17 protein-coding genes, 2 tRNA genes and 2 pseudogenes are annotated in these 22,803 nt (G+C 71.1%); 8 read left to right on the plus strand and 13 right to left on the minus strand.

The window, feature by feature from the left end; translation table 11 throughout:
• Positions 1–61 precede the first annotated feature (61 nt).
• Positions 62–1,915 (minus strand): AMP-dependent synthetase/ligase, encoded by a 1,854-nt coding sequence (locus tag E0E30_RS08385; RefSeq protein ID WP_130865881.1) that lies wholly within the window; start codon positions 1,913–1,915, stop codon positions 62–64.
• Positions 1,916–2,122: 207 nt separating this feature from the next.
• Here E0E30_RS08385 and E0E30_RS08390 point away from each other — a divergent pair, with 207 nt between their 5' ends.
• The 4 genes and pseudogenes from E0E30_RS08390 to E0E30_RS08400 all read left to right on the plus strand — a co-directional run bounded on the left by E0E30_RS08390 (position 2,123) and on the right by E0E30_RS08400 (position 6,065).
• On the plus strand, positions 2,123–2,632 hold the full coding sequence (locus E0E30_RS08390) for a MarR family winged helix-turn-helix transcriptional regulator (RefSeq protein WP_130865882.1): 510 nt from the start codon (positions 2,123–2,125) through the stop codon (positions 2,630–2,632).
• A gap of 75 nt (positions 2,633–2,707) precedes the next feature.
• A pseudogene (locus tag E0E30_RS13915) lies at positions 2,708–3,199 on the plus strand (FAD-binding oxidoreductase); the annotation flags it as partial.
• A gap of 123 nt (positions 3,200–3,322) precedes the next feature.
• Positions 3,323–5,557: pseudogene (locus E0E30_RS08395) on the plus strand (FAD-binding and (Fe-S)-binding domain-containing protein); the annotation flags it as partial.
• 181 nt (positions 5,558–5,738) lie between these two features.
• Positions 5,739–6,065: a putative quinol monooxygenase gene (locus tag E0E30_RS08400; protein WP_130865884.1), complete on the plus strand. Its 327-nt coding sequence runs from the start codon at positions 5,739–5,741 to the stop codon at positions 6,063–6,065.
• Between the two features lie 90 nt (positions 6,066–6,155).
• Here E0E30_RS08400 and ettA read toward each other — a convergent pair whose 3' ends face one another.
• The 6 genes from ettA to E0E30_RS08430 all read right to left on the minus strand — a co-directional run bounded on the left by ettA (position 6,156) and on the right by E0E30_RS08430 (position 14,048).
• Positions 6,156–7,841 carry an energy-dependent translational throttle protein EttA gene (ettA, locus tag E0E30_RS08405; RefSeq protein ID WP_130865885.1) on the minus strand — a complete coding sequence of 562 codons (1,686 nt, stop codon included), beginning with the start codon at positions 7,839–7,841 and terminating at the stop codon, positions 6,156–6,158.
• A gap of 337 nt (positions 7,842–8,178) precedes the next feature.
• A complete protein-coding gene (locus tag E0E30_RS13810) occupies positions 8,179–8,697 on the minus strand; it encodes a single-stranded DNA-binding protein (RefSeq protein WP_130865886.1) in 519 nt (172 codons plus the stop codon).
• A 115-nt stretch (positions 8,698–8,812) separates the two neighbouring features.
• Positions 8,813–10,420 (minus strand): YfjP family GTPase, encoded by a 1,608-nt coding sequence (locus tag E0E30_RS08415; protein ID WP_130865887.1) that lies wholly within the window; start codon positions 10,418–10,420, stop codon positions 8,813–8,815.
• Complete coding sequence (locus E0E30_RS08420; RefSeq protein ID WP_130865888.1) at positions 10,420–12,390, minus strand: dynamin family protein; 1,971 nt, start codon at positions 12,388–12,390, stop codon at positions 10,420–10,422. Before E0E30_RS08420 ends, E0E30_RS08415 begins: the two co-directional genes overlap by 1 nt.
• A 152-nt stretch (positions 12,391–12,542) precedes the next feature.
• Positions 12,543–13,895 carry a PrsW family intramembrane metalloprotease gene (locus E0E30_RS08425; protein ID WP_280953269.1) on the minus strand — a complete coding sequence of 451 codons (1,353 nt, stop codon included), beginning with the start codon at positions 13,893–13,895 and terminating at the stop codon, positions 12,543–12,545.
• An 80-nt stretch (positions 13,896–13,975) separates the two neighbouring features.
• Positions 13,976–14,048, minus strand: a tRNA-Arg gene (locus tag E0E30_RS08430).
• A 136-nt stretch (positions 14,049–14,184) separates the two neighbouring features.
• Here E0E30_RS08430 and E0E30_RS08435 point away from each other — a divergent pair.
• From E0E30_RS08435 to E0E30_RS08450, 4 genes are all read left to right on the plus strand, one after another.
• Positions 14,185–15,390, plus strand: coding sequence for an MFS transporter (locus E0E30_RS08435; protein WP_130865889.1), 1,206 nt, complete (start codon positions 14,185–14,187; stop codon positions 15,388–15,390).
• 67 nt (positions 15,391–15,457) lie between these two features.
• Complete coding sequence (gene orn, locus E0E30_RS08440; protein WP_130866814.1) at positions 15,458–16,066, plus strand: oligoribonuclease; 609 nt, start codon at positions 15,458–15,460, stop codon at positions 16,064–16,066.
• A complete protein-coding gene (locus E0E30_RS08445) occupies positions 16,059–16,631 on the plus strand; it encodes a DUF3267 domain-containing protein (protein ID WP_130865890.1) in 573 nt (190 codons plus the stop codon). The genes orn and E0E30_RS08445 overlap by 8 nt, the downstream gene beginning before the upstream one ends.
• Before the next feature lie 85 nt (positions 16,632–16,716).
• Positions 16,717–16,789, plus strand: a tRNA-His gene (locus E0E30_RS08450).
• 190 nt (positions 16,790–16,979) lie between these two features.
• On the opposite strand, the gene E0E30_RS08455 is transcribed toward E0E30_RS08450, so the two are convergent.
• The 6 genes from E0E30_RS08455 to E0E30_RS08480 form a co-directional block, all read right to left on the minus strand.
• Positions 16,980–17,717, minus strand: coding sequence for an amino acid ABC transporter ATP-binding protein (locus tag E0E30_RS08455; RefSeq protein ID WP_130865891.1), 738 nt, complete (start codon positions 17,715–17,717; stop codon positions 16,980–16,982).
• Positions 17,714–18,610, minus strand: coding sequence for an amino acid ABC transporter permease (locus E0E30_RS08460; RefSeq protein ID WP_130865892.1), 897 nt, complete (start codon positions 18,608–18,610; stop codon positions 17,714–17,716). Before E0E30_RS08460 ends, E0E30_RS08455 begins: the two co-directional genes overlap by 4 nt.
• Positions 18,607–19,461 carry an ABC transporter substrate-binding protein gene (locus E0E30_RS08465; RefSeq protein ID WP_210115804.1) on the minus strand — a complete coding sequence of 285 codons (855 nt, stop codon included), beginning with the start codon at positions 19,459–19,461 and terminating at the stop codon, positions 18,607–18,609. Before E0E30_RS08465 ends, E0E30_RS08460 begins: the two co-directional genes overlap by 4 nt.
• A gap of 131 nt (positions 19,462–19,592) precedes the next feature.
• Positions 19,593–20,048 (minus strand): cupin domain-containing protein, encoded by a 456-nt coding sequence (locus E0E30_RS08470; RefSeq protein ID WP_130865893.1) that lies wholly within the window; start codon positions 20,046–20,048, stop codon positions 19,593–19,595.
• Complete coding sequence (locus E0E30_RS08475) at positions 20,035–21,366, minus strand: amidohydrolase family protein (RefSeq protein WP_130865894.1); 1,332 nt, start codon at positions 21,364–21,366, stop codon at positions 20,035–20,037. The genes E0E30_RS08470 and E0E30_RS08475 overlap by 14 nt, the downstream gene beginning before the upstream one ends.
• Positions 21,360–22,775 (minus strand): adenosylhomocysteinase, encoded by a 1,416-nt coding sequence (locus E0E30_RS08480; RefSeq protein ID WP_130865895.1) that lies wholly within the window; start codon positions 22,773–22,775, stop codon positions 21,360–21,362. Before E0E30_RS08480 ends, E0E30_RS08475 begins: the two co-directional genes overlap by 7 nt.
• Between the last annotated feature and the right edge of the window lie 28 nt (positions 22,776–22,803).

The raw sequence follows: 22,803 nt of genomic DNA on the forward strand, positions 1-22,803 counted from the left end.
ACAGCTCGCGGACCCTGGCTCATCGTCCCACGGCGGCCCCGCGCGCCGCCACGAGACCCCCTCAGCCGGCGGTCTCGGCGGGCTCGTAGAGCGACTCGACGAGGTCGGAGTACCGCTGGGCGACCACCGAACGACGGACCTTGAGGCTCGTCGTCACCGAGTCCTGGTCCTGGGACAGGTCATGGTCGAGCACGGCGAACCGCTTGACGGTCTCCCACCGCTCGAGCCGGGCATTGGCCTTGTCGACGTCACGCTGGATCCGCTCCCCGAGGGCCGGGTCCTCGATGAGCTCGGCGTAGCTGGCGTGAGGACGACCATGACGGCGTCCCCAGGTGAGCACGGCCTGTTCCTCGAGGGCCAGCAGTGCGACGACGTACTTGTGCCCCTCCCCCAGGACGACCGCCTGGGCCAGGTAGGGGCAGTTGGCCATGAGGGTGGCCTCGACCTTCTGCGGGGCGACGTACTTGCCGCCGGAGGTCTTGATGAGGTCCTTCTTGCGGTCGGTGATGTGGAGGCAACCGTCGGCGTCGAACTCGCCGATGTCGCCGGTGTGGAACCATCCGTCGGTGAAGGCCTCGGCGGTGAGCTCGGGCTGGCCGTGGTAGCCCCTGGCCACGATCGGCCCCTTGACGAGGAGCTCCCCGTCCGCGGCGATCATCGTCTCGTTGCCCGGGCAGACCGGTCCGACGGTCCCGAACCGGATCGTCGTCGGCGTCGAGAAGAAGGCGACGGCGCACAGCTCCGTGGCCCCGTAGCCCTCGACGATCGGCACCCCGGCCGAGTAGAACCACTCCTGGACCTGCGGCGACAGCTTGGCCCCGCCGGAGATCATGAACCGCACGCCACCCAGGGCACTGCGCAGCTTGCTGAAGACGAGGCGGTCGGCCACGGTGTAGCGCATCCGCAGGCCCAGCGGCATCCGGTCGCCCCCGAGCCGGTAGGGACGGCTGTCGCGGCCGACGGCGAAGGCCCAGTGCGAGATCCGCGAACGCAGGCGGCCGGCCGGGGCCTGGGTGAGGACGCCGGCACGGATCTTCTCGAAGATCCGTGGGACGCCGCACATGACGGTCGGGTGCACCTCCTGGAGGCTGCGCGAGAGCCGCGGGATGCGGTGCTCGACGGCCTGGGTGATCCCGATCTGGAAACAGATGGCCAGCAGGCACTTGCCGAAGGCGTGCGACAGCGGGAGCCACAGCAGGTGGACGTTCCCGGCATGGATGAAGTCCATGTGTTCCCAGGCGACACCCATGTAGGTCCACGAGCGGTGCTCGATCTCGACCCCCTTGGGGGTGCCGGTGGTGCCGGAGGTGTAGATGATCGTCGCCAGGTCCTCGGGCCGGACGGCGTCGATGGTCCTTCGGACGAGATCGGGCTCGACCGCCAGACGGCGTCGCCCCCGGGCGATGAGATCGGCCAGGGTGAGCAGCCGGTCGTCGGTGACCCCCTGCTCGGCGGCGTCGTCGACGAAGGAGACGATGTGGCGCACGGTGGCGTCGACCTCGGGGCGGCCCTGGATCTTGCGCACCTGGGAGGTCGAGTCGACGAAGAGGACGGTCGACTGGGAGTCCGAGAGGATGTACCCGGCCTCCTGCGGCCCGGAGTTGGGGTAGACGGTCGTCGTCGCTCCCCCGGCGCAGGAGATGCCCATGTCGGCGAGGATCCACTCGGTGCGGGTTCCCGACATGATCGCCACCCGCTCCTGACGCTGCAGGCCGAGGTCGATGAGCCCGGCAGCGACGTCGTGGGCCTGACGACGGAACTGGGCGAAGGTCATCGGGACCCAGGTGTTGGCGTCGTCGTCAGGGCCGACCGGGGTGAGGAAGGCGACCCGGTCGGGGTGTGCGTCCGCCTGCCGGTCGAGCAGAGCCCCGAAGTTGGGGGCGGCCCTGTCGAGGAGGTTCTGCTGGAGGCCCATGGGGGCGCACCGCCTCTCGCTAGGCAATCTTGGGCTGCACTCTAGGGCAACGCCGACTGGTCGAACCCGACAACGGGCCGCGTCGAGCGTCCACCGATCCCCATAAGGACCGGACGGACCGGTCGGACGACGCCGGGGTGCCGACGTCGACCTCTGTGCGGCAGGCGCATTGGGGTCCGTCCGGGCTGTCGTATTACTGTGGATGCCATGGGATCGGATGCCGAGGCGAGTCGAACCGCCATGACGTCGGCTCCGTCGAGTTCCCGGAACGATCCTGTTCCCTGGTTGAGTGACGAACAGCAGCGTGTCTGGCGGCTCTGGGTTCAGGCGAGCCATCGCATCCAGACCTACCTCGACGAGCAACTCCATCTCGACGGCCTGGACCTGGCCGAGTACGAGGTGCTCGTGTGCCTGTCCGAGGCTCCCGGGCGCCGCATGAGGATGAGCGTGCTGGCCCATCACTCGCGCCAGTCCCGCTCCCGTCTGACCCACACCATCAGCCGGATGGAGAAGGCCGGGCTCGTGCTGCGCACCGCCGATCCGCACGACCGTCGCGGAGTCGTCGCCAACCTCACCGACGACGGCATCGACCTCATCGACCGGGCGGCACCGTCCCATGTCCGCGCCGTGCGACGTGTCCTCGTCGACGTCGCCGACCCGACTGACCTCGCCGCCCTCGGCAGGGTCATGCAGGCGGTCACGGAGGTCGAGCTGTGAGACCGACCCTCCGCTGACGGCCTCTCCATCCGGACCCTGCGACGGTCACCCGGCGGCCCGTGCGACACTGCCTCCATGGCAGCCACGAGCATCCTTCTCGACGACTTCCGGGCCCAGCTGCGTCACCTCGACCCCGGTGCCCTGACGTGCCTCGACGACTCGACCCTGGCTCGCGCGCTGTACTCCTCCGACGCGTCGATCTACCGCGTCGTGCCGCTGGCGGTGGCCCATCCCCGGTCGGTCGAGGAACTCCAGGGTCTCGTCACGGCGGCCGGCCAGGTCGGGCTGCCGATCACCGGGCGGGGTGCGGGGACGAGTTGCGCCGGCAATGCGGTCGGCGAGGGGCTCGTCATCGACCTGGCACGTCACCTCACCGGTCTCGAGGTGGACGCCGATTCCGGGACCGCCATCGTCGATCCCGGCGTCGTCCAGGAGTCCCTGCAACAGGCGGCCAGGCCCCATGGACTGCGCTTCGGACCCGACCCGTCGACGTCGACCCGCTGCACCATCGGCGGGATGATCGGCAACAACGCCTGCGGCCCGCGAGCCCTAGGATACGGTCGCACCGGCGACAACCTCGTCGAGCTCGACCTCCTCACCGCCGACGGGTCGACCCTGCACCTCGGCAAGGGTGTGACGTCCCCAGCCGACCCACGTCCGGAGCGACTTCGCGAGCTCGTGGCGGGCCATCTGGGAGTCATCCGCACCGAGTTCGGCACGTTCTCCCGTCAGGTCTCGGGCTACTCGATGGAACACCTGCTGCCCGAGCGGGGCTTCGACTTGGCCTCCTTCATCGCCGGCACCGAGGGCACCCTCGGCCTGGTGACGCGGGCGCGGGTGCGCCTGGTCGCCGACCCGCCGCACGGGGTGACGGTCGCCCTGGGCTACCCGACCATGGCCGAGGCCGCCGACGCCGTCACCGCCCTGCTGCCCTACCACCCGGTGGCCTGCGAGGGCTTCGGACGGCGCATCGTCGACGTCGTCTCCCGGGCCGGACGCCCGGTGCCCGACCTGCCCCGCGGTGGGGGGTGGATGTTCGTCGAGCTGCGCGGGGACGACGCCGCCGAGGTGGCGTCCCGGGGCAGGACCATGGTCGCCGCCGCCGGGGCCCTGGAGGGTCGCGTCGTCACCGATCCCGCCGAGGCGGCAGCACTGTGGCGCATCCGCGCCGACGGGGCCGGCCTGGCCGGGGTGAGTCTCGACGAGCCGGCCTGGGCCGGCTGGGAGGACGCCGCGGTCCCTGCCGCCGGGCTCGGCGCCTATCTGCGCGACTTCGAGGCCCTGCTCGCCGAGCACGACCTGCACGGCCTGCCGTACGGTCACTTCGGGGAGGGCTGCGTCCACTGTCGCATCGACTACCCGCTGGCCGACGAGGACGGGCCGGCGCGGTACCGGGCCTTCGTCGAGGATGCCGCCCGGCTGGTGGCCCGGCACGGTGGGTCGATGTCCGGGGAGCACGGCGACGGGCGAGCCCGGTCGGCCCTCCTGCCGGCCATGTACTCCCCCGAGGCGCTGGCGCTCCTCGGGCAGGTCAAGGGCATCCTCGACCCGGACAACCTCCTCAACCCGGGGGTGCTCGTCGATCCCCGGCCGGTCGAGGCCGACATCCGCGTCCATGCGGCACGGCACAGCCCGCTGACGGTGTCCCACCCCGAGTTCGCGGCGGCCGTCCACCAGTGCACCGGGGTGGGCAAGTGCGTCGCCGAGAACTCCTCGTCCGGCGGTGTCATGTGCCCCTCCTACCAGGCCTCCCACGACGAGAAGGACTCGACCCGGGGCCGGGCGAAGGTGCTCCAGGAGATGGTCAACGGCACCCTGGTGCACGGATGGGACTCCCCCGAGGTCGCCCGCGCCCTCGACCTGTGCATGGCCTGCAAGGGGTGTTCCCGTGACTGCCCGACCGGCATCGACATGGCGACCTATCGCTCGACGGTCCTCGACCAGCGGTACCGCGGCCGCCTCCGCCCACGGTCGCACTGGACGATGGGCCAGCTGCCCCGCTGGGAGCGCCTGCTCGACGCCGTGCCTGGTCTGCCACGGCTGGCCAACGCGATCCTGTCGGTTCCGGGCATCACCCACGCGGCCCGGTGGGTGGCCGGGGTCGACCAGCGCCGTGGGCTGCCGCGGTTCCGGTCGGCGGCGCGGCGGTCCCTCGACGACGCCCACTCCACGACGAGCGCCGAGGCGGCGCGTGCCGGGCGGGGTGCCGCGGGCGCCCGGCACGGACGGGTCGTCATCTGGGTCGACTCCTTCTCCGACATGCTCGAGGGCTGCGACCTCGGCGCCGTCGTCGCCGTCCTGGCCGACGCCGGCTACCGGCCCGAGGTGCTCACCGACGACGCCTGCTGCGGCCTGACGTGGATCACCACCGGCCAGCTCGACGGGGCGAGGGCACGGTTGCGCGCCGCCCTCGACGTCCTGGCCCCGCTGGCCGAGGCCGGGGTGCCGGTCGTCGGCCTGGAGCCCTCGTGCACGACGGTGTGGCGTTCCGACGCCCTCGACCTCGTCGGCGACGACCCCCGCACGGCCCTCGTGGCACGCACCGTCCACACCCTGGCCGAGATGCTCGAGGCCGCGGGGTGGCGACCACCGTCCCTGGCCGGTCACGTCGTCGTCGCTCAGCCGCACTGCCATCACGCCTCGGTGCTCGGATTCGGGCCGGACCGACGTCTGCTCGAGGCCTCCGGAGCACAGGTGCGGACCGTCGGCGGATGCTGCGGGTACGCCGGCAACTTCGGCGTCGAGCGGGGCCACTACGAGTTCTCGGTCGCGGTGGCCGAGCACGACCTCCTGCCGGCCATCGAGGACGCCGGGCCGGGCGCGATCGTCGTCGCCGACGGCTTCTCCTGCCGGCGTCAGACCTCCGAGCTGGCCGGCCGGCGGGCACTCACCCTCGCCGAGCTCTTCGCCTCCCATCTGGGCTGAGGTGAAACGCTCCGATGGCGTGGCGAGCACTGGGGTGAAGGGAACCTGAGACCGAATGTCCCGGGTCACCTCGGGATCCTGCTGTAGGACAGCGGACAAGCCGCTGAAGGCCTCGGCACCGAGCGCGGACATCGGGCCCAGCTCCGGGCTGACCGGACATGCATGTGGCACTGTGGGGGTCATGCGAGCAATCACCGTGAAATGGGACGTCAAGCCCGAGTACGCCGACTCCTTCCTCGACCTCACCCGTGACTTCACCCTGGCCTGTCGGGCCGAGCCGGGATGCCTGTGGTTCGAGTGGTCGAAGTCGGTCGAGGAGCCGAACGTCTTCGTCCTCCTCGAGGCCTACCGCGACGAGCAGGCCTGCATCGACCATGTCCAGTCCGAACACTTCAAGGAGGCCATGGCCACCCAGGGCCGGTACGCCGCGACCCGACCGAAGATCGTCTCGGTCGAGGCCGATCAGGACGGATGGAACGAGCTGGGCGAGATCCACATGGACGACTGACGGGGACCGCCGGGACGCATGAGCGGCCGACCACGGGACACGGTCCGGGGTCGGCCGCTCATCGGGTTCCGGGCCCGAGGGTGATGGCCCTCAGTCTCGGGTGAGTCGGCGGTGCTTCGAGGCGTGCGGGCGGGCCGCCTCGGGCCCCAGTCGCTCGATCTTGTTGGCCTCGTAGTCGGCGAAGTTGCCCTCGAACCAGAACCAGCGGGGCACACCGTCCTCGTCCTCCCCCTCCCAGGCGAGGATGTGGGTGGCGACACGGTCGAGGAACCAGCGGTCGTGGCTGATGGCCACGGCACAGCCGGGGAACTCGAGGAGGGCGTCCTCGAGGCTCGAGAGGGTCTCGACGTCGAGGTCGTTGGTGGGCTCGTCGAGCAGGAGGACGTTGCCTCCCTGCTTGAGGGTGAGGGCCAGGTTGAGGCGGTTGCGCTCACCACCCGACAGGACCCCGGCGAGCTTCTGCTGGTCCGGGCCCTTGAAGCCGAAGCTGGCGACGTAGGCGCGCGAGGGCTCCTCGAAATTGGCGACCTTGATGTAGTCGAGGCCGTCGGAGACGACCTCCCAGACGTTCTTGTCGGCGGCGATGCCCGCGCGGTTCTGGTCGACGTAGGAGAAGCTCACCGTCTCGCCGACCTTGAGCGAGCCCGAGTCGGCCTTCTCGATGCCGACAATCGTCTTGAACAGGGTCGTCTTGCCGACGCCGTTCGGCCCGATGATGCCGACGATGCCGGCCCTCGGCAGGGTGAACGACAGGTCCTTGATGAGGACGCGGTCGCCGAACCCCTTGGTGAGGTGGTCGGCCTCGAGGACGACATTGCCCAGTCGCGGGCCCGGCGGGATGTTGATCTCGGCGGTGTCGATCTTGCGGTTGCGCTCGGCCTCGGCCGCCAGCTCCTCGTACCGGGCCAGTCGGGCCTTGTTCTTGGCCTGCCGGGCCTTGGGCGAGGAGCGCACCCACTCGAGCTCCTTCTCGAGGATCTTGGCGCGCTTGGCATCCTTCTTGCCCTCGATCTGCAGACGCTGGCGCTTCGTCTCCAGGTAGGTCGAGTAGTTCCCCTCGTACGGGTGGAGCTGACCGCGGTCGACCTCGCAGATCCACTCGGCGACGTTGTCCAGGAAGTACCGGTCGTGGGTGACGGCCAGGACGGCACCCGGGTAGCTCTTGAGGTGACCCTCGAGCCAGTTGACCGACTCGGCGTCCAGGTGGTTGGTGGGCTCGTCGAGCAGGAGCAGGTCGGGCTGTTCGAGCAGGAGCTTGCACAGGGCGACCCGGCGTCGCTCACCACCGGACAGGACGTCGACCGGGGTGTCCCCGGGCGGGCACTGGAGCGCGTCCATGGCCTGCTCGAGTCGGGTGTCGATGTCCCAGGCGTTCGCATTGTCGAGATCGGTCTGCAGCTCGCCCATCTCGGCCATGAGGGCGTCGAAGTCGGCGTCCGGGTCGCCCATGGCCAGGGAGACCTCGTTGAACCGGTCGAGCTTGGCCTTGATCTCGTGCACGGCCTCCTCGACGTTCTCGCGCACGGTCTTGTCCTCGGTGAGCGGGGGCTCCTGCAGGAGGATGCCGACCGTCGCCCCCTTCGCCAGGTTGGCGTCGCCGTTGTTCGGCTTGTCGAGCCCGGCCATGAGCTTGAGCATCGTCGACTTGCCGGCTCCGTTCGGACCGACCACGCCGATCTTGGCGCCGGGGAAGAAGGACAGCGTGACGTTGTCGAGAATGACCTTGTCTCCCACCGCCTTGCGCACATTGTGCATGGTGTAGATGAACTCGGCCATCGGCACTCTCCTCCTGTGTGTGGACCGGCCTGCTGTGGGTGGACCGGATGATGACTGCACGGCGGGCGAACCGGCCCCCGGGCAGGACGTGGACGGTCGCCGGGCGACCGTGGGCCAGTATGCCAGCCGCACCGGTCGCGGACCACCGCGCGGCGCAGGCCCCGGTCACCCGAGGGCGAACCCGTCCACGTCCTCCCTTCGCCGGGGCACGGCGCCCCGGGCGACGCTCACGCCACGGCGCCTCGGGCGACGCTCATGCGACAGCACCCCCCGGGCGACGCTCACGCCACAGCACCCTGCAGGCGACGCTCACGCGACAGCACCCTGCAGGCGACGCTCACGCGTCGACGAGCACCTCACCGGTCACCGGGTCGACCCGCTCCCCGTCGACCGTCAGCTCACCGGGGTCCTCCTCGGGAGAGCTCGGGCTCGACGGCGTCCCGGACCCACCACCGAGTTCCCAGGGCGAGACCGCCTCCGAGGAACCCGTTGCCCCGGTCTCTCCCCGCGGGGAACGGGTGAACGAGCTGCTCCCCCGCGACAGGTCGTGCCCCACTGCCGAGGCGATGACGACGAGGGACTCCCGCTCACGCTCCTCGGCGTCCACCCAGACCTTGGTGCGCAGCCGACCGGAGACGACAACCGGGTCACCTTTGCGCAGACTCGCGGCGCAGTTGCGGGCCAGCCGCCCGGAGGTGCGCACCGACAGCCACGTGGTACGTCCGTCGACCCAGGTGTCGTTGACGAGTCGACGCGGGGTGTGGGCGACCCGGAACCGGGCGCCGGCCCAGTCCTCGCCCTCGTTGAACTCGACCTCGGTGCCGAGATTGCCGGTGAATGAGACATTGGCGTCCATGTGAGCTCCTTCCACTCACCCACAGTTATCGGGGCGTTCGCCGGAATCCGGCATCCGATCCCCGATCTGTGGACAACGGACGAGATCGCCGTCCAGGCCCCTGTGGACAATCGGCTCAGACCCGACGCAGCACCTCGACCGCCTCGTGGTGACGAGCCAACTCGTCCTCGACCGGGTCGAGCACCGCCCGACCGGCCACCTCGTCGACGACGTCGGTGAGGATCCGCCGAGCCCTCGCACCCTTGACCCGGGCCGCCATCTCGACGAGCAGCCGACCGACCAGCCCGAGGACGAGACCCACCGCTGCTCCCCCGACCGCCAGGATCGTCGGCAGCGGCAGACGATGCCAGTGGACCGACGGGATCGGCGGCAGCTGGAGATAGGCAAGGACGACGTCGACCCCGAGCCAGCCGAGCCCGGCGACCATGACGGCCAGCACCAGCCACTGGAGCACCCGCCACGGCGTCCACCACCACGTGCCCCGCGACATGCCCAGGTCGGCCCCGGAGATCGCCTCGTCGACCTCGTCGGCCAGGGACTCACGGTGCGACAACGAGGCCCGACGGACGGCGTCGGCCCACCCCCGTGGCAGCCCGATCGCGGCGTCGTCGGCGATCTGACGCAGCGCCGAGTCGACCTTCGCCCCGGCCACCCCGGACCGTGCCGGAAGCCCGGTGCGCTGCACCTGGGTCGGCTCGATGGCTCCCTGACGACGCGACCTGGCCGGCAGATCGAGGTGGAGCCGGCGCAACGGATCGGGACGCAGCCGTGAGATCCACGAGACGACCGGCCACCCGGTCGCCAAATGGCCCCGATGCCGCGTCGCCCCGACGACAGCCTGCGTGACGACGTCGACCCCGCCGGCCGTGCACAGCGCCGCGGTGAGCCGATCAGCGGCCCGCGTCGACACCCGATCGGTACCGTGGTCGCCGACGAGCGGGCGCAGTCTGTCCGCGGTCGCCGTGACGTCCGCACCCAACCGACTCGTCAGGGCCTTCTTCGACGACACCGCCTTGGCGAGCACGGACCGCAGCTCGTCGACCCCCTCCCCGGAGATCGCCGAGGTGGCCATGATCCGCGCCTTGCGCAGCCCCTCGGCGTCGAGCAGACGGCGCAGGTCGGCCAGGCACTGGCGGCGCTGCGCGTCATCGAGTCGGTCGACCTGGTTGAGGACGACGGTCATGACCTCACAGTGGGTCGCCAGCGGCCGCAGGTAGCCGTCATGGAGTGCGGCGTCGGCGTACTTCTGCGGATCGACGACCCACACGAACATGTCGACGAGCTCGACGAGCCGGTCGACCTCGAGCCGGTGCGCCACCTCGGTCGAGTCGTGGTCGGGAAGGTCGAGCAGGACCAGCCCGTCGAGCTGTCCGTTCGGGTCGAGCCGGTGACGTCGGGGCACGGCGAGCCAGTCGAGCAGGTCGGCCGGCACCTCCCGGCCCCAGCACGCGGCCATGGCGCGCGAGGTCGTCGGGCGGGTGACCCCGGGCTCGGCCAACCTCGCTGCGGCCAAGGCGTTGAAGAGGCTCGACTTGCCCGATCCGGTCGCCCCCGCCAGGGCGACCACCGTGTGCTCGCCGGACAAGGACAGCCGCGCATCGGCCCGCTCCACGACAGCGCGCGCGTCGACGACGACGTCCTCGTCGACCCGACCCTCCGAGAGGTCGACGACCTCACCGAGGGATCGAACCCGCTCGGGCAGCGGCGCCCGGCCGCGGGCCATCACCGCTCCCCCCGTCCGTCGGGTTCGCTCGTCGGGGAGACAGCGGGCTCGACGACCTCCGCGTCGAGCACCTCACCGACCTCGTCCGGTCCGGGACGCAGCGTCGCGCGCACGACCCGACCCGGGTCCTCACCCCTGGTGGCGACCAGATCGTCGACGCTGAGCCCGTCGGTGGAGCTCCGTCCTCCCGCGGGGCCCTGCGACAGCGCTCCACGTCGGGGCGCCGCACCGTCGAGCTCATCGACCTCCTCACGCACCCCGCCGGCCCGATGGGCCGTACCGCTGCGAGCCCGGTCGATCCGCTCCGCCCGGCCACGCAGGTCGTCGGCGAGCTTCTCGTCGACGTGCAGCCCGGCGAGGACCTCCTCGAACCGCGCCAGTTCCTGGTCCATGAGGCCGGCCACCCGCACGTCGAGGGACTCCTTGGCCCGCTTGGCCAGGGATCGGACCGCGTCGTCCCCGAAGATGGCCTCGAGCAGCCGTTGGGCGACGATGGCCGACCCGCCCGCGATGCCGGCCTCCGCCCCGGACAGCCCACCGGTGTGCACGAAGACGACGACCATGAGGGCCACCGAGACGCCGTTGACGCCCAGCGCCATGAACCGAGCCCTCGCACGCTTGTCCATGCCCTCCCCGGCGACGAGCTCCATGACGTCGCCCTGCCAGTCGCGGATGACCTTGGCGACATCAGCGGGGAAGGAGACGTCGACCCGGCCGAGCCTGGCCCCGGTGAGCTCGAGCACGGCCCGACCTGCCGGGGTCGCCTGCCACGCCGCCTCGGCGCGCTCGGCGGCGGCGTCGGCCTCGGAACGGATGAGCGCCTCGAGGCCCGACTCGACGGCGACGGTGACCTTCTCGGCCTCCGGAGGGGACCCCTTGAAGGCTCCGACGATCCGGTCACGCAACCACGAGATGCGGGCCTCCATGGCACGCATGAACTCGCCGGTGCCGACGAACTCGTGCCAGCGCGCCAGCACCTCTCCGCGCAGCAGGGTGCCGTCGGCCGACTGGACCGACACCTGGCGGGTCGCCTCGGCGAAGCTGGCGGCGGCGTCGGACCTCAGGCTGGCCAGGGCCTCGACCTGGTCGTCGATCCCCCGGGCGACATAGGGCACCCGCTCACAGATCGACCCGACCGCCCCGTCGAGGGTCTGCAGCACGACTCCGCGGCGTCGACCCTGGTCAGCGGCCAGATGGACCAGGTACGACCGCACCGGGGCGACCGCCTGGTCGGGCAACAGGCCCGACTCGTCTGTCGTCGTCTCAGGGACGGCGAAGAGGGGCGAGTCAGCCAGACCACGGTCGCTCATGAGGCGGCCGAGATGGGCCGGGACCTGGGCCATGGCAGCAGGTGGCACCCGGTCGCACACGACGGCGACGGCGGCGCGACGGTCGGCGGCCTCCCGCAGGAAGTCCCAGGGCACGGCGTCGGCATAGCGTGCCGCCGAGGTGACGAAGAGCCACAGATCAGCGGCCTGGAGGAGCTGGGCGGCCAGCTCGCGGTTGGTACGCACCACCGAGTCGATGTCGGGGGCGTCGAGCAGGGCCAGGCCACGGGGAAGGGAGGGTTCGGGGACGAGCTGCACCGAGGCCGAGTCGGACGACGCGACGTGGGTGCGGGTGAGCCCGGGAAGGATCCGGTCGTCGGTGAACCAGTGCGCGTCCTGCGGATGATGGACGAGGACCGGGGACACCGTCGTCGGTCGGATGACGCCCGGCCGGGAGACGACGCGTCGCAATAGGGAGTTGACGAGGGTTGACTTGCCGGCCCCCGTGGACCCTCCGACGACCGTGAGCAGCGGGGCGTCGATGGTCTCCAGACGCGGCAGGACGTAGTCGTCGAGCTGAGTGCGAATCCGCTCGGCGAGATCCTCACGCGTCCGGGAGTCGGGCAGGGTGACCGGCATGTGGACGTCGACGAGATCATCACGCAGTCCCGTCAGCTCGGCGAGGAGATCCTCGGTGCCCATGGCTGGTCCTTCCTCCCGCGTCCCACACCCGGTCGTTGCGACAGGCTATCGAAACCGGTGCCGCAGGACCGGGATTCCACGTGCGGCGCACCCGGGGTCGCAGCCCGCACGAGCCTGCCGTGGCGCGGCATCGATCAGGGGCGCGGCGTCCATCAGGGGCGCGGGGGCGCCCAGGAGGTCGCCACCGGCCCGGCCGGCACCGCCGCGACCGGAGCCGCCGGCACGACCTGACGCCGGGGCCACCAGGCCGGCAGGTGCGGACGCTGGAACCGGGCGCCGACCGGGTCGACGACGGCCACCGCGAAGAGGCCGTGGATCTCGTCGAGAAGCTCCTTCTCACGCGCCTCGGTGGCGTCGTCCAGGCCGCGGACGACGGCGTCACGCAGGTAGGCCAGCTCGGTCGTGCGACGTAGGAAGGTCATCGTCGCCCACCAGCGACGCGGCCCCCAGGAGGCCGCCAGCAGACCGATCCACCACCGCACGCGCAGCTTCGAGACGACCAGCGGGAGGCGATCGGGCAGCCAGCCCATGACGACGTAGTCCTGGAGTCGGTCGCGGATCATCCGCCCCTCGGCGAACAACCGCGTGACGAGGAAAATCGCCAGCGACACGACGATCCCCACGGCACCCCACCACATGATCCGCAACTGCGCCATGGGAACCGTCGAGGACAGGCCGTTGAAGATCATGTGGCCGGTCGCCGCGCCGAGGAATCCGGTCACCGGCGCGAGGATGCGTACCGTGCGGCTGCGCGCCCGCAGGCCGATGGCCAGCCCGATCGCCGTCATCGAGGTGAAGAGCGGGTGGCCGAAGGAGGTGTAGACCCCGCGCAGCAGGAACATCTGGTGAACGGCGGCCGTCGGGTCGCCGGCCTGGATCGTCACCCGCGCGTAGTTGTCGGCGCGGGCGTAGTAGATGATGTTCTCGACGAAGGCGAAGCCGATCGCCGTGAGCCCGGCCAGGCTCACCGTCTGCACCATCGAGGTGAGACGCCGCCCCAGGAACAGGGCCAGGAGGAACAGCACCGTGGCCTTCGTCGTCTCCTCGACGAAGGGCGCCGAGTACACCGCCGGCCCGGCACCCGAGGTGGGGTCGACGCCACCGGCGACCGACAGCATCGCCGCCATCCACGTGTTGACCTTGAGACTCAACCAGGACGCCACCGCCCCACCCCAGGCGAAGCAGGTGAACCACACGGCCATGTGCCGGGTGCGGAAACGGTCGAGGAGGATGAAGACCGCCGACCACACCGCAGCCGTCGGCCAGGCGTACCGCAGGGCCAGCTTGAACGAGGTCATGGTGATGCCGGGGACGATGCCCTTGCGCCCGTCCTGCTCGACCTCGACATCGCGGTGCATGAGGGAGTACGTGTCCCACAGGGAGGCGACCGTGACGAGGACCATGGCCAGGACGACCCAGGTCCACGGGCTGCGCAGCACCGCACGCCACCACGGGTGACGGACCGGCGTCGCCGGGGCGACCGGCAGGGTGCTGGGGCGAGGCATGGGCCCCACCCTACAAGGCGCCCCGTCCGGATCCTGCCGCCTGCAGGAGGCGGACGGGTGTGTCCGGGCAGGATCAAGGGCGGCCCGGGTGGGAATCGAACCCACGCGCGACAGATTAGAAGGCTGCTGCTCTATCCGCTGAGCTACCGGGCCCGTCATCCATGCTATCGGTACCGTCCGACACCGATGACGACCCGGCGATCCTACCGGTGTCGACCGGGACCAACCGGCCCGGTCGATGCCGATCGGGCCCGACCGACCCTCCGACGCCGACGTATCGTGTGGCGCGATGGACACCACCTCGACCTCCCCGACCTCCCCTGGCACCCGCTGGGGACCGATCATCGTCTCGGCGTACCTGCCGACCCTGCTGTGTTCCATCGGCTACGGGGCCGTCATCCCGCTCATCCCCCTGTCGGCGATCCACCACGGGGCCAGCCCGGCCGTGGCAGCCCTCATCGCCTCCCTCGTCGGCATCGGCCAGATCCTCGGCGACGTCCCGGCCGGCTGGCTCGTCACACGGATCGGCGAGAAGTGGGCGCTCGTGGCCGCCATGGTCCTCGACGCCCTCGCCCTGGGGACCATGGGCATCGCACCGAACCTCGGCATCCTGGCCCTGGCGGTCCTCGTCGACGGCCTCACCGGCGCCGTCTACGGGCTGGCCCGACAGAACTTCCTCACCGTCGCCATCCCCTACCGGTGGCGTGCCCGGGCCCTGTCGACCCTCGGCGGCGTGTTCCGGGTCGGATGGTTCGTCGGACCACTCATCGGGGCCTGGATCCTCAGCCATTCCTCGATGGGTTGGGCCTACACCTTCGCGTCGGCGTTCACCGTCGTCGCAGCGCTCGTGACGACGGTCATGCCCGACCTGCCCGAGGACCCTGCGGTCGAGGCAGCCCTGGCCGACGCCCCCGTCTCGACCTGGAGCGTCGCCCGGGCCAACGCGAAGGTCCTCGGCACGACCGGCGTCGGCGTCCTGGCCCTCATGATGGTGCGCTCGGCACGGCAGTCGCTGCTCCCCCTGTGGTGCCACGTCAACGGCATCTCACCGGCGACGACCGACCTCGTCTACGCGTGGTCGATGGCCGCCGACGTCATCCTCTTCCTGCCCGGAGGCTGGCTCATGGACAGGTTCGGTCGCTGGTGGGTCGCGGTGCCGTCGATCCTCGTCCAGGCCATCGCCCTGTGCCTGCTGCCACTCACCCACACCCTGACGACGATCGCCCTGGTCGCGCTCGTCATCGGCATCGGCAACGGTGCCAGCTCGGGGATCGTCATGACTCTCGGGTCGGACGCCTCCCCCGCCGTCGGACGCCCCCAGTTCCTCGCCTCGTGGCGTCTGCTGGCCGACTCGGGGTCGGCCCTCGGCCCGGTCGTCGTCACCCTCGTCACCGCCGTCGGACCCCTGGCCGCCGCGAGCCTCACCCTGGGAGGGCTGGGGTTGGCCGGCACGGGGTGGCTGGCCAGGTGGGTGCCGCGGGCGTCACGACGGTAGCGGGTGTCCTCGGCGGCACGATGCCACCGACGACCGCGGGCGAACTAGGCTGAGGGCCGTGAATGACATGCTGGTGTGGATCGACTGCGAGATGACCGGGCTCGACCTGGCCCACGACGGACTCATCGAGGTGGCTGCCCTGGTCACCGATGGGCAGCTCAACGTCCAGGGCGACGGGGTCGACGTCGTCATCAAGCCCGAGCCGCAGTGGCTCGAGCACATGAACGACTTCGTCCGCGGCATGCACACCCACTCCGGTCTCATCACCGAGCTCGACTCGGGGCTGACGATGGCGCAGGCCCAGGAACAGGTCATGGACTACGTCACGACCTGGGTCAAGGAGCCGAGGACCGCCCCGCTGGCCGGCAACACGATCGGGACCGATCGGACCTTCCTGGCCAAGGACATGCCGCAGCTCGAGCAGTACGTCCACTACCGCAACGTCGACGTCTCCTCGATCAAGGAACTGGCGCGACGCTGGTACCCCAAGGCCTTCTCGCACACCCCGGTCAAGCAGGGCAACCACCGGGCCCTGGCCGACATCCAGGAGTCCATCGAGGAACTCATGTACTGGCGTGACGCCGTCATGGCGCCTCTTCCCGGGCCCGACTCCGCCACCTGCAAGGAGGTCGCGGCCAGGTACCAGGGAATTCTCACCGGCGCCGGCCGTGACTGACGACCCTCCCGGCGCGCCCGGGGTCGTCGACTGGACGCCGTCGAGGACGCAGTGGACCTGGATCAACCTGGCAGGTCTCGCGTTGACCGCCCTCGGTCTGGTCGGGTATCTCGCCGCCTGGGCCGTCCCGCGGGGGGCCACCGGGGCGAGGTTCGGTCTCACGGCAGTGGTGGTGGCCCTCGTGGCAACCGCAGTGCTCATGGTCGTCCACGAACTGGTCCACGGGCTGGCGCTCCTCACCCTGGGGCACCGACCGACGTTCGGGGTGGCACGGGTCGACCGCGTGGTCGTCGGACTGACGACGACGGCCACCGGCGCGCGGATGTCGAAGCCGGGCTTCTGCTGGGTCGCGCTGGCGCCGATGGTCCTCCTGTCCGCGCTGACCCTGTGGTGGGCCGCCGACGGGCCGATGGGTGGGGCCGCGGTCGTGCCGGGGGCGATCCATCTGGGAGGGTGCATCGGGGATCTGGCGCTGGTGGCCCGCGCCCTGCGGACCCCACCTGGCAGCCTCATCGAGGACCGCCAGACCGGCATCCGGATCCATCCGGCCGGCGGGGCACCGTGATGGCGCGGGCCGTCCGAGGACGATTTGCGGCAGCGGCGGTCGGGTCGGTACCCTTGACGGGTTGCCCGGCGCGCCGGGCGGCATGGTGGCTGTAGCTCAGTCGGTAGAGCACCTGGTTGTGGTCCAGGTGGTCGCGGGTTCAAGTCCCGTCAGCCACCCCGAAGGATGCCCCGGGACCTGTCCCGGGGCATCCTGCATTCTAGCCGAACTCGCGTGGGCAGACCTCGGGTGGATTCTCGACGTGGGACGAGCTCCGACGACCGATTCGCGTCCGAAATCCGGCTCCCACGTCGAGAATCCACCCTCGATCCCCGACTCGAACGCACCCGACGCCCGAGCGGCACGGTCTCAGCGGACCACCCGCGCCAGGAACTCGCGCGTCGCGGCCTCCTGCGGGTCGTCGATGACCTGGGCCGGAGGGCCCTGCTCGACGATGCGGCCGTGGTCGAGGAAGACGACCCGATCGGCCACCTGGCGGGCGAAACCGATCTCATGGGTGGCCATGAGCACCGTCGCCCCCGCCTGCTTGAGGTCCCTGACGAGGTCGAGCACCTCCCCCACGAGCACCGGGTCGAGGGCCGAGGTCACCTCGTCGAGCAGGAGCAGGTCGGGATCGGTGGCCAGGGCACGGACGATGGCGACCCGCTGCTGCTGACCGCCCGACAGCTGGTCCGGATACGTCGACGCCTTCGCCGCCAGGCCGATGCGCTCGAGCAGTTCCCGCCCCTTCGCCTCGGCCCGGTCCGTCGGGACGTGGTGCACCTTGCGGGCAGCCAGGGTGACGTTGTCGAGCACCGTCATGTGCGGGAAGAGGTTGTAGCTCTGGAAGACCACACCGATCCGTGCCCGGACCTTGTCCGCGTCGATGCTCGGGTCGGTGATGTCGGTGCCGCCGAGGAAGATCTGACCGTCGTCGACGCGCTCGAGGAGGTTGACCGTGCGCATGAGCGTCGACTTGCCCGAGCCCGACGCCCCCAGCAGGACGACGATCTCGTGAGCGGAGACGTCGAGGTCGAGTCGGCGCAGGACGACGTTGGGGCCGAACCTCTTGACGACCCCCTTGACCTGCAGGACGGGTGTGGTCACACCGTGCCTCCGATCTGTTCGCGGCGCCGCAGCCGGGCGGTGTACCAGTCCGAGAGCCGGATGAACGGCCAGCTCAGGGCGATGAAGAGGATCCCGGCGACGACGTAGGAGGTGAAGTTGTACGACGTCGCCTGGGCGATCTGGGCGGCCCGGATGGCGTCGACCGCCCCGAGCACCGAGATGAGCCCGACGTCCTTCTGCATGGAGATGAAGTCGTTCATGAGGGCGGGGGTGACCTTGCGCACCGCCTGCGGGATGACGACGTATCTCAGCGTCTGGTAGTGGGTCAGGCCCATCGATCTCGCGGCGAACCGCTGGGAGGGGTGCACCGCCTCGAGCCCGGCCCGCAGCACCTCGGCGACGTAGGACGCGTAGGTGAGGACGAGCGCGATCGTCCCCAGGACGGCGGCGTCGATCCGGGACGTCGGGTTGAGCGCCGGGATGCCGAACCCGATGAGGTAGAGGACGATGAGGAAGGGGATCCCCCGGAAGATGTCGGTGTACGCGGCCGCCAGGAATCGAACCGGGAAGAACACGGCACCGCGCAACGACCTGGCGGCCGCCAGGAGCACCGCGAGCACCGCCACCCCGATGACCGAGAAGAAGAGGATCCTCACGTTGAGCCACAGTCCGGCCAGCACCCCGGGGAAGGACGCGGCGAAGTAGTGCGGCGAGAAGAAGGTCTGCTGGGTGGTGCGCCAGCCCGGGGAGTTGACGAGGACCAGGCCGATGACGACGGCGAAGACGACCGTCGAGAGGATCGAGACGACGACCGAGCGGCCTGCCCGGGAGCGCCGGTAGCGGCGTCGCTCGAGTTCGATCTCGCTCACCGCGAGGTCGTCGTCACCCCCGGGACCACCGTCGGGACCGCCGAGCTGAGCACGGTCGCTCACTTGAGGACCGGGGCCTTGATGGAGTCGGACAGCCACTGCTTCTGCAGCTTGGCCAGGGTGCCGTCGGCGGTGAGGGCCTTGATGGCCGCGTCGACGTGCGAGGTGAGCTTGGACCCCTTGGGCAGGACGAGCCCGAACTCGTCACCGCCGGCGGTCGAGGCGAACTGGCCGACGATCGTGCCCTTGTCGTACTGGGCGGCGGTGATGTAGATAGCGGTCGGCAGATCGGTGACGATGGCGTCGACCTGGCCGCCCTTGAGCGCCTGGACGGTGTCCTGGGAGGAGTTGAAGACGAGGGCCTTCTTCGACGTCTTGACGGAGTTCGCCAGGACGGTCTGGCTGGTGGTGCCGGCCTGGACGCCGAACTGGACGTCGGCGAGGCCCACCAGGGTCGTCGCCGAGGCGGCCTTGGACCCCTTGGTCGCGATGACGGCCTGGGTCGTCGTGTAGTAGGGCTCGGACATGTCGACGGCCTTCTTGCGCTCGTCGGTGATGGAGAACTGCTGGAGGTTGAAGTCCCAGTTCTTGGCGCCCGGGGCGATGGCAGCGTCGAAGGAGGTCCGCACCCAGACGACGTCGGCGGCGGCGAATCCGAGCTTGGCGGCGACGGCGTACGCGACGGCCGCCTCGAACCCCTTGCCCGACTGCGGCTTGTCGTCCTCGACCCACGGGGAGTACGCCGGCTGTCCGGTGGCCACGGTGAGCTTGCCCTCGGTGACCGTGGGGATCTGGCCGGCGGAGGTCGTCGTCGTGGCGGTGTCCGAGGTCGACGAGCAGCCCACGAGGGCGGCGAGTCCACCGGCGGCGGCCAGACCGAGGGCGGTACGGCGGGTCATCTGGGTCATGGACATGGCTGAGCTCCTCACGGGCGTGGTCGACGCCCCAAGGTATCCGATCGACGCCACCGGTGCTCGCCGGTGTCCATGGGCGGACGGGGCGGGATGGCCCGGACCGGCCGTCTCCGTCATGCCCACCCCGGGGCTCAGGACGACCTGGCCTCGTGCAGCCGCCAGTCGTCGTAGCTGAAGGCAGGCGAGACGATGCACGAGCTCATGGCCGGAGCCCGGCGGGCGAAGGTCCGCTGCCACCTCCCGGCCGGCACGAGGTGCTGCAGGGCGCCGTCGGCGCTGAGGATCGTCGGATGCGGGTCCGGTGTCGGCACCTGTCCGGTGCCGCCGTCGTGGATCTCGAGGACCCCCGGCCCGTGCCACAACCAGAGCTCGTCCGAGACGACGACGTGCCAGGCGGCCTCCTCGTCCTCGTCGAGGAGGAAGAGGATCGCCGAGGCGGTCGACCTGGGCCCGTTGGCCGTGACGACCTCGGCCCCCGCGTGCCAGGTCTCGACGAACCACCCTCCCTCGGGGTGCGGTGCCAGACCGTACCGGGCGACGAGGCTGGCCGCGGCGTCGCCGGCCGGCAGTCCGTCAGAGCGCTGCATCGATGATCTCCTGAGCTCGGGGCGAGACCCACCGGACGACGCCGTCGACAAGGGTGGCGAGCTGGCGTCCTGCCCCCGACCGCACGACCTCGTCGAGGGTGCTGTCGATGTCGGTCACCGGCACGTCGAGGACGACCATGTCGGCGACCGCGCCGGCCTGGAGCTGCCCTACCCGGTCGCGCCCGGTGGCCAGTCCCAGCGCCATCGCCCCGCCCAGGGTGGCGGCCCGCAGCAGCCGTTCCGACAGGTCGGGGCGGTGGTAGCCCTGGTCACGGGCGATCCGCTCGAGCACCGCCAACTCCCCCAGGATGTCCAAGGACGGGGAACTCGACAGCGAGTCGGTGCCGACGGCGACGAGGTTCCCCTCGGACAGGTACGCGGCCACCGGTGGCTCGGGCAGCCCGATGACGGCGTTCGACCTCGGACACAGCGCCACGGCCGTGCCCCGGGCCCGCAGTCGTCGACGGTCCTCCGCCCCGAGGAAGACCCCGTGCGCGATGTGGCAGTCAGGTCCGAGCACCCCGAGCTCGTCGACGAAGGCCGTCGCCGACACCCTCCGGCCATCGGCGCGCAGGGCCGTGAACGAGGTGGCGGCCGCGTCGCGCCACAGTCCTGCCGTCGCGACCGGCGGGACGGCGGAGTCGGCGTCGGCCAGGACGGCCTCCATGAGGGACTCCCCCAGGTGGATGTGGATCCGCATCCCACGATGGCGGGCCAGATCGGGCAGCTCCAGCAGCGGCGTCGAGTCGAGGGAGTACGGGGCGTGAGGGCTGATGCCCACCCCGGGTGTGTCCGGCATGGCGTCCACGGCGGCCAGCACCGACGCCGGCCCACGCTTCGACCAGTCCTCGTTCGACCAGTCCATGACCTCCCAGTAGGCCACCCCGTGCAGGCCGGCGTCGTGCAGGGCCGAGGCGGCCGCGGCGTCGGTGACGACGTCGGCCAGGCAGGTCGTCCCGTGGCTCAGGCTCAGCCGGGCTCCCTCCGCGGCGTCCGTCCCCCAGTCGAGGAGGGCGTCGTCGTAGACCGCGTTGAAGGCGCGTACCCAGTCGTCGAAGCCGGAGTAGATGCGCTGTCCGAGCTCTGCCATGCCGGTGTACTGCAGGTGGGTGTGCGCATTGACCAGACCGGGCAGCAGCACCCCGGGCCAGCGCACCTCGACGGCGTCCTCCCCCGCGGCACGCAGGGCGCCGAGCACCCAGTCGCGGTCGCCGACGTGCCGGATCCTCCCGTCGGACACGGCGACGGCACCGTCGAGCACGGACGGCGCGGTGATGGGGACGACGAGGTCCGCACTGTGGACGACGGTGCTCACCATGCCTCCAGTCCCGCGGCGGCCACCGCATCGTCATCGGCCTTCGGCAAGGGGCACAGTCCGGGCCCCGGCCGGTCGAGGAGGATCCGGCGCAGCGCCGCCACCTGGACGCCGAAGGACAGGTCCATGATCTCGATGGGGTTGCCCTCGCCGGCAGTGCAGTTGATGCACTGGCCACGATCGAGGATCGTCACCCGGTGCCCGTCGGTCCACTCCAGCGTGTCCACGGCCCGCGACACCGGACGCCACCGCGCCCCGTCGGCCAGCGCGTCGGCCAGACACACCTCCTCGTCGCCCCCGCCGGCCACCGCCACGACGGCGTCCCGGGGAAGGGCCCGAAGGGTGCTCGCCGGGACGGTTCCGGCGACCCCGGTGGCCGAGATGACGAGGTCGGCGCCGGCGCACAGCTCGTCCAGCGGCCCGACCCGGAACCCGTCCACGGCCGCGCGCAGGGCCCGCACCGGGTCGATCTCGACGACGCCGACGTCGGCCCCCAGCCCGGCCGCCAGACGCGCCGTCCCCCACCCGACGTCGCCGTAGCCGATGACGACGACGCGCGATCCGTCGAGGGTGCGGTCGAGGAGGTCGAGGATCGTCAGCAGGCACGACTGACCGGTGCCGTAGGCGTTGTCGAAGAGGGTCTTGGAGCGGGCGTCATTGCTGGCCACGACGGGAACACGCAGGTCGAACCCGCGCAGGGCACGCAGACCGGAGGTCGTCTCCTCGGCCGCCCCGATGAGGTGGTCGAGGGCGCCGGGGATGCGGTGCGCCGCCCGGATGAGGTGCGACCCGTCGTCGAGGAGTACCTCGAGACCGCGCCCGAGGAAGGACCCCATGAGGGGCGCCTCGTCGGTGGCCCGCGGGTCGGCGTCGACGGTGATGCCGCGACGACGCAGCTCCTCGGCGACGTCCTCGCGGGTCTCGGCGGGGTGGGCGAAGACCGCGACCCTTGCCCCGGCGTCGGCCAGCTCGGTGGCCAGGACCGCGGTCTTGGGCTCCAGGACGAGGCTGAGGCCGACCCGCACTCCGGCGACGAGGCCGCCGAGGGCGGCGACGGCGGCGCGGGTCACCGGCATGTGTTCCCGGGCCCAGTCGAGCCGGTCCGGCGCCCGGGAGGCCGGGTCACGCGGGTCGACGAGGCGCCGTCCGTCCGGGGCGAGGACGTCCAGCTCGTGGGTGACGACGACCGCACCACCGCGCGGGGGCTGCTCGCCGGGGGCCAGGAAGACCGCCTGGACGCGCTCGTCCGTGGCACCGACGGCGACCCGCGCCCCCATCCCGCGCAGCAGGCCGGCGAGACGTCGGTGATCGGGCGAGTCCACCTCGGGCAGGAGAAAGGTCCGCCCACAGACCAGGAGGTTGGTGGCGGCGGCGAATCGTCTCAGCGCGAGGTCGGCCCAGCCAAGAGTCACGGGCAGGACGGTAGCACCGCCCGTCGCA

The organism is Acidipropionibacterium timonense (genome assembly GCF_900605005.1).
In the GTDB taxonomy this organism is placed as follows: Bacteria; Actinomycetota; Actinomycetes; order Propionibacteriales; family Propionibacteriaceae; genus Cutibacterium; species Cutibacterium timonense.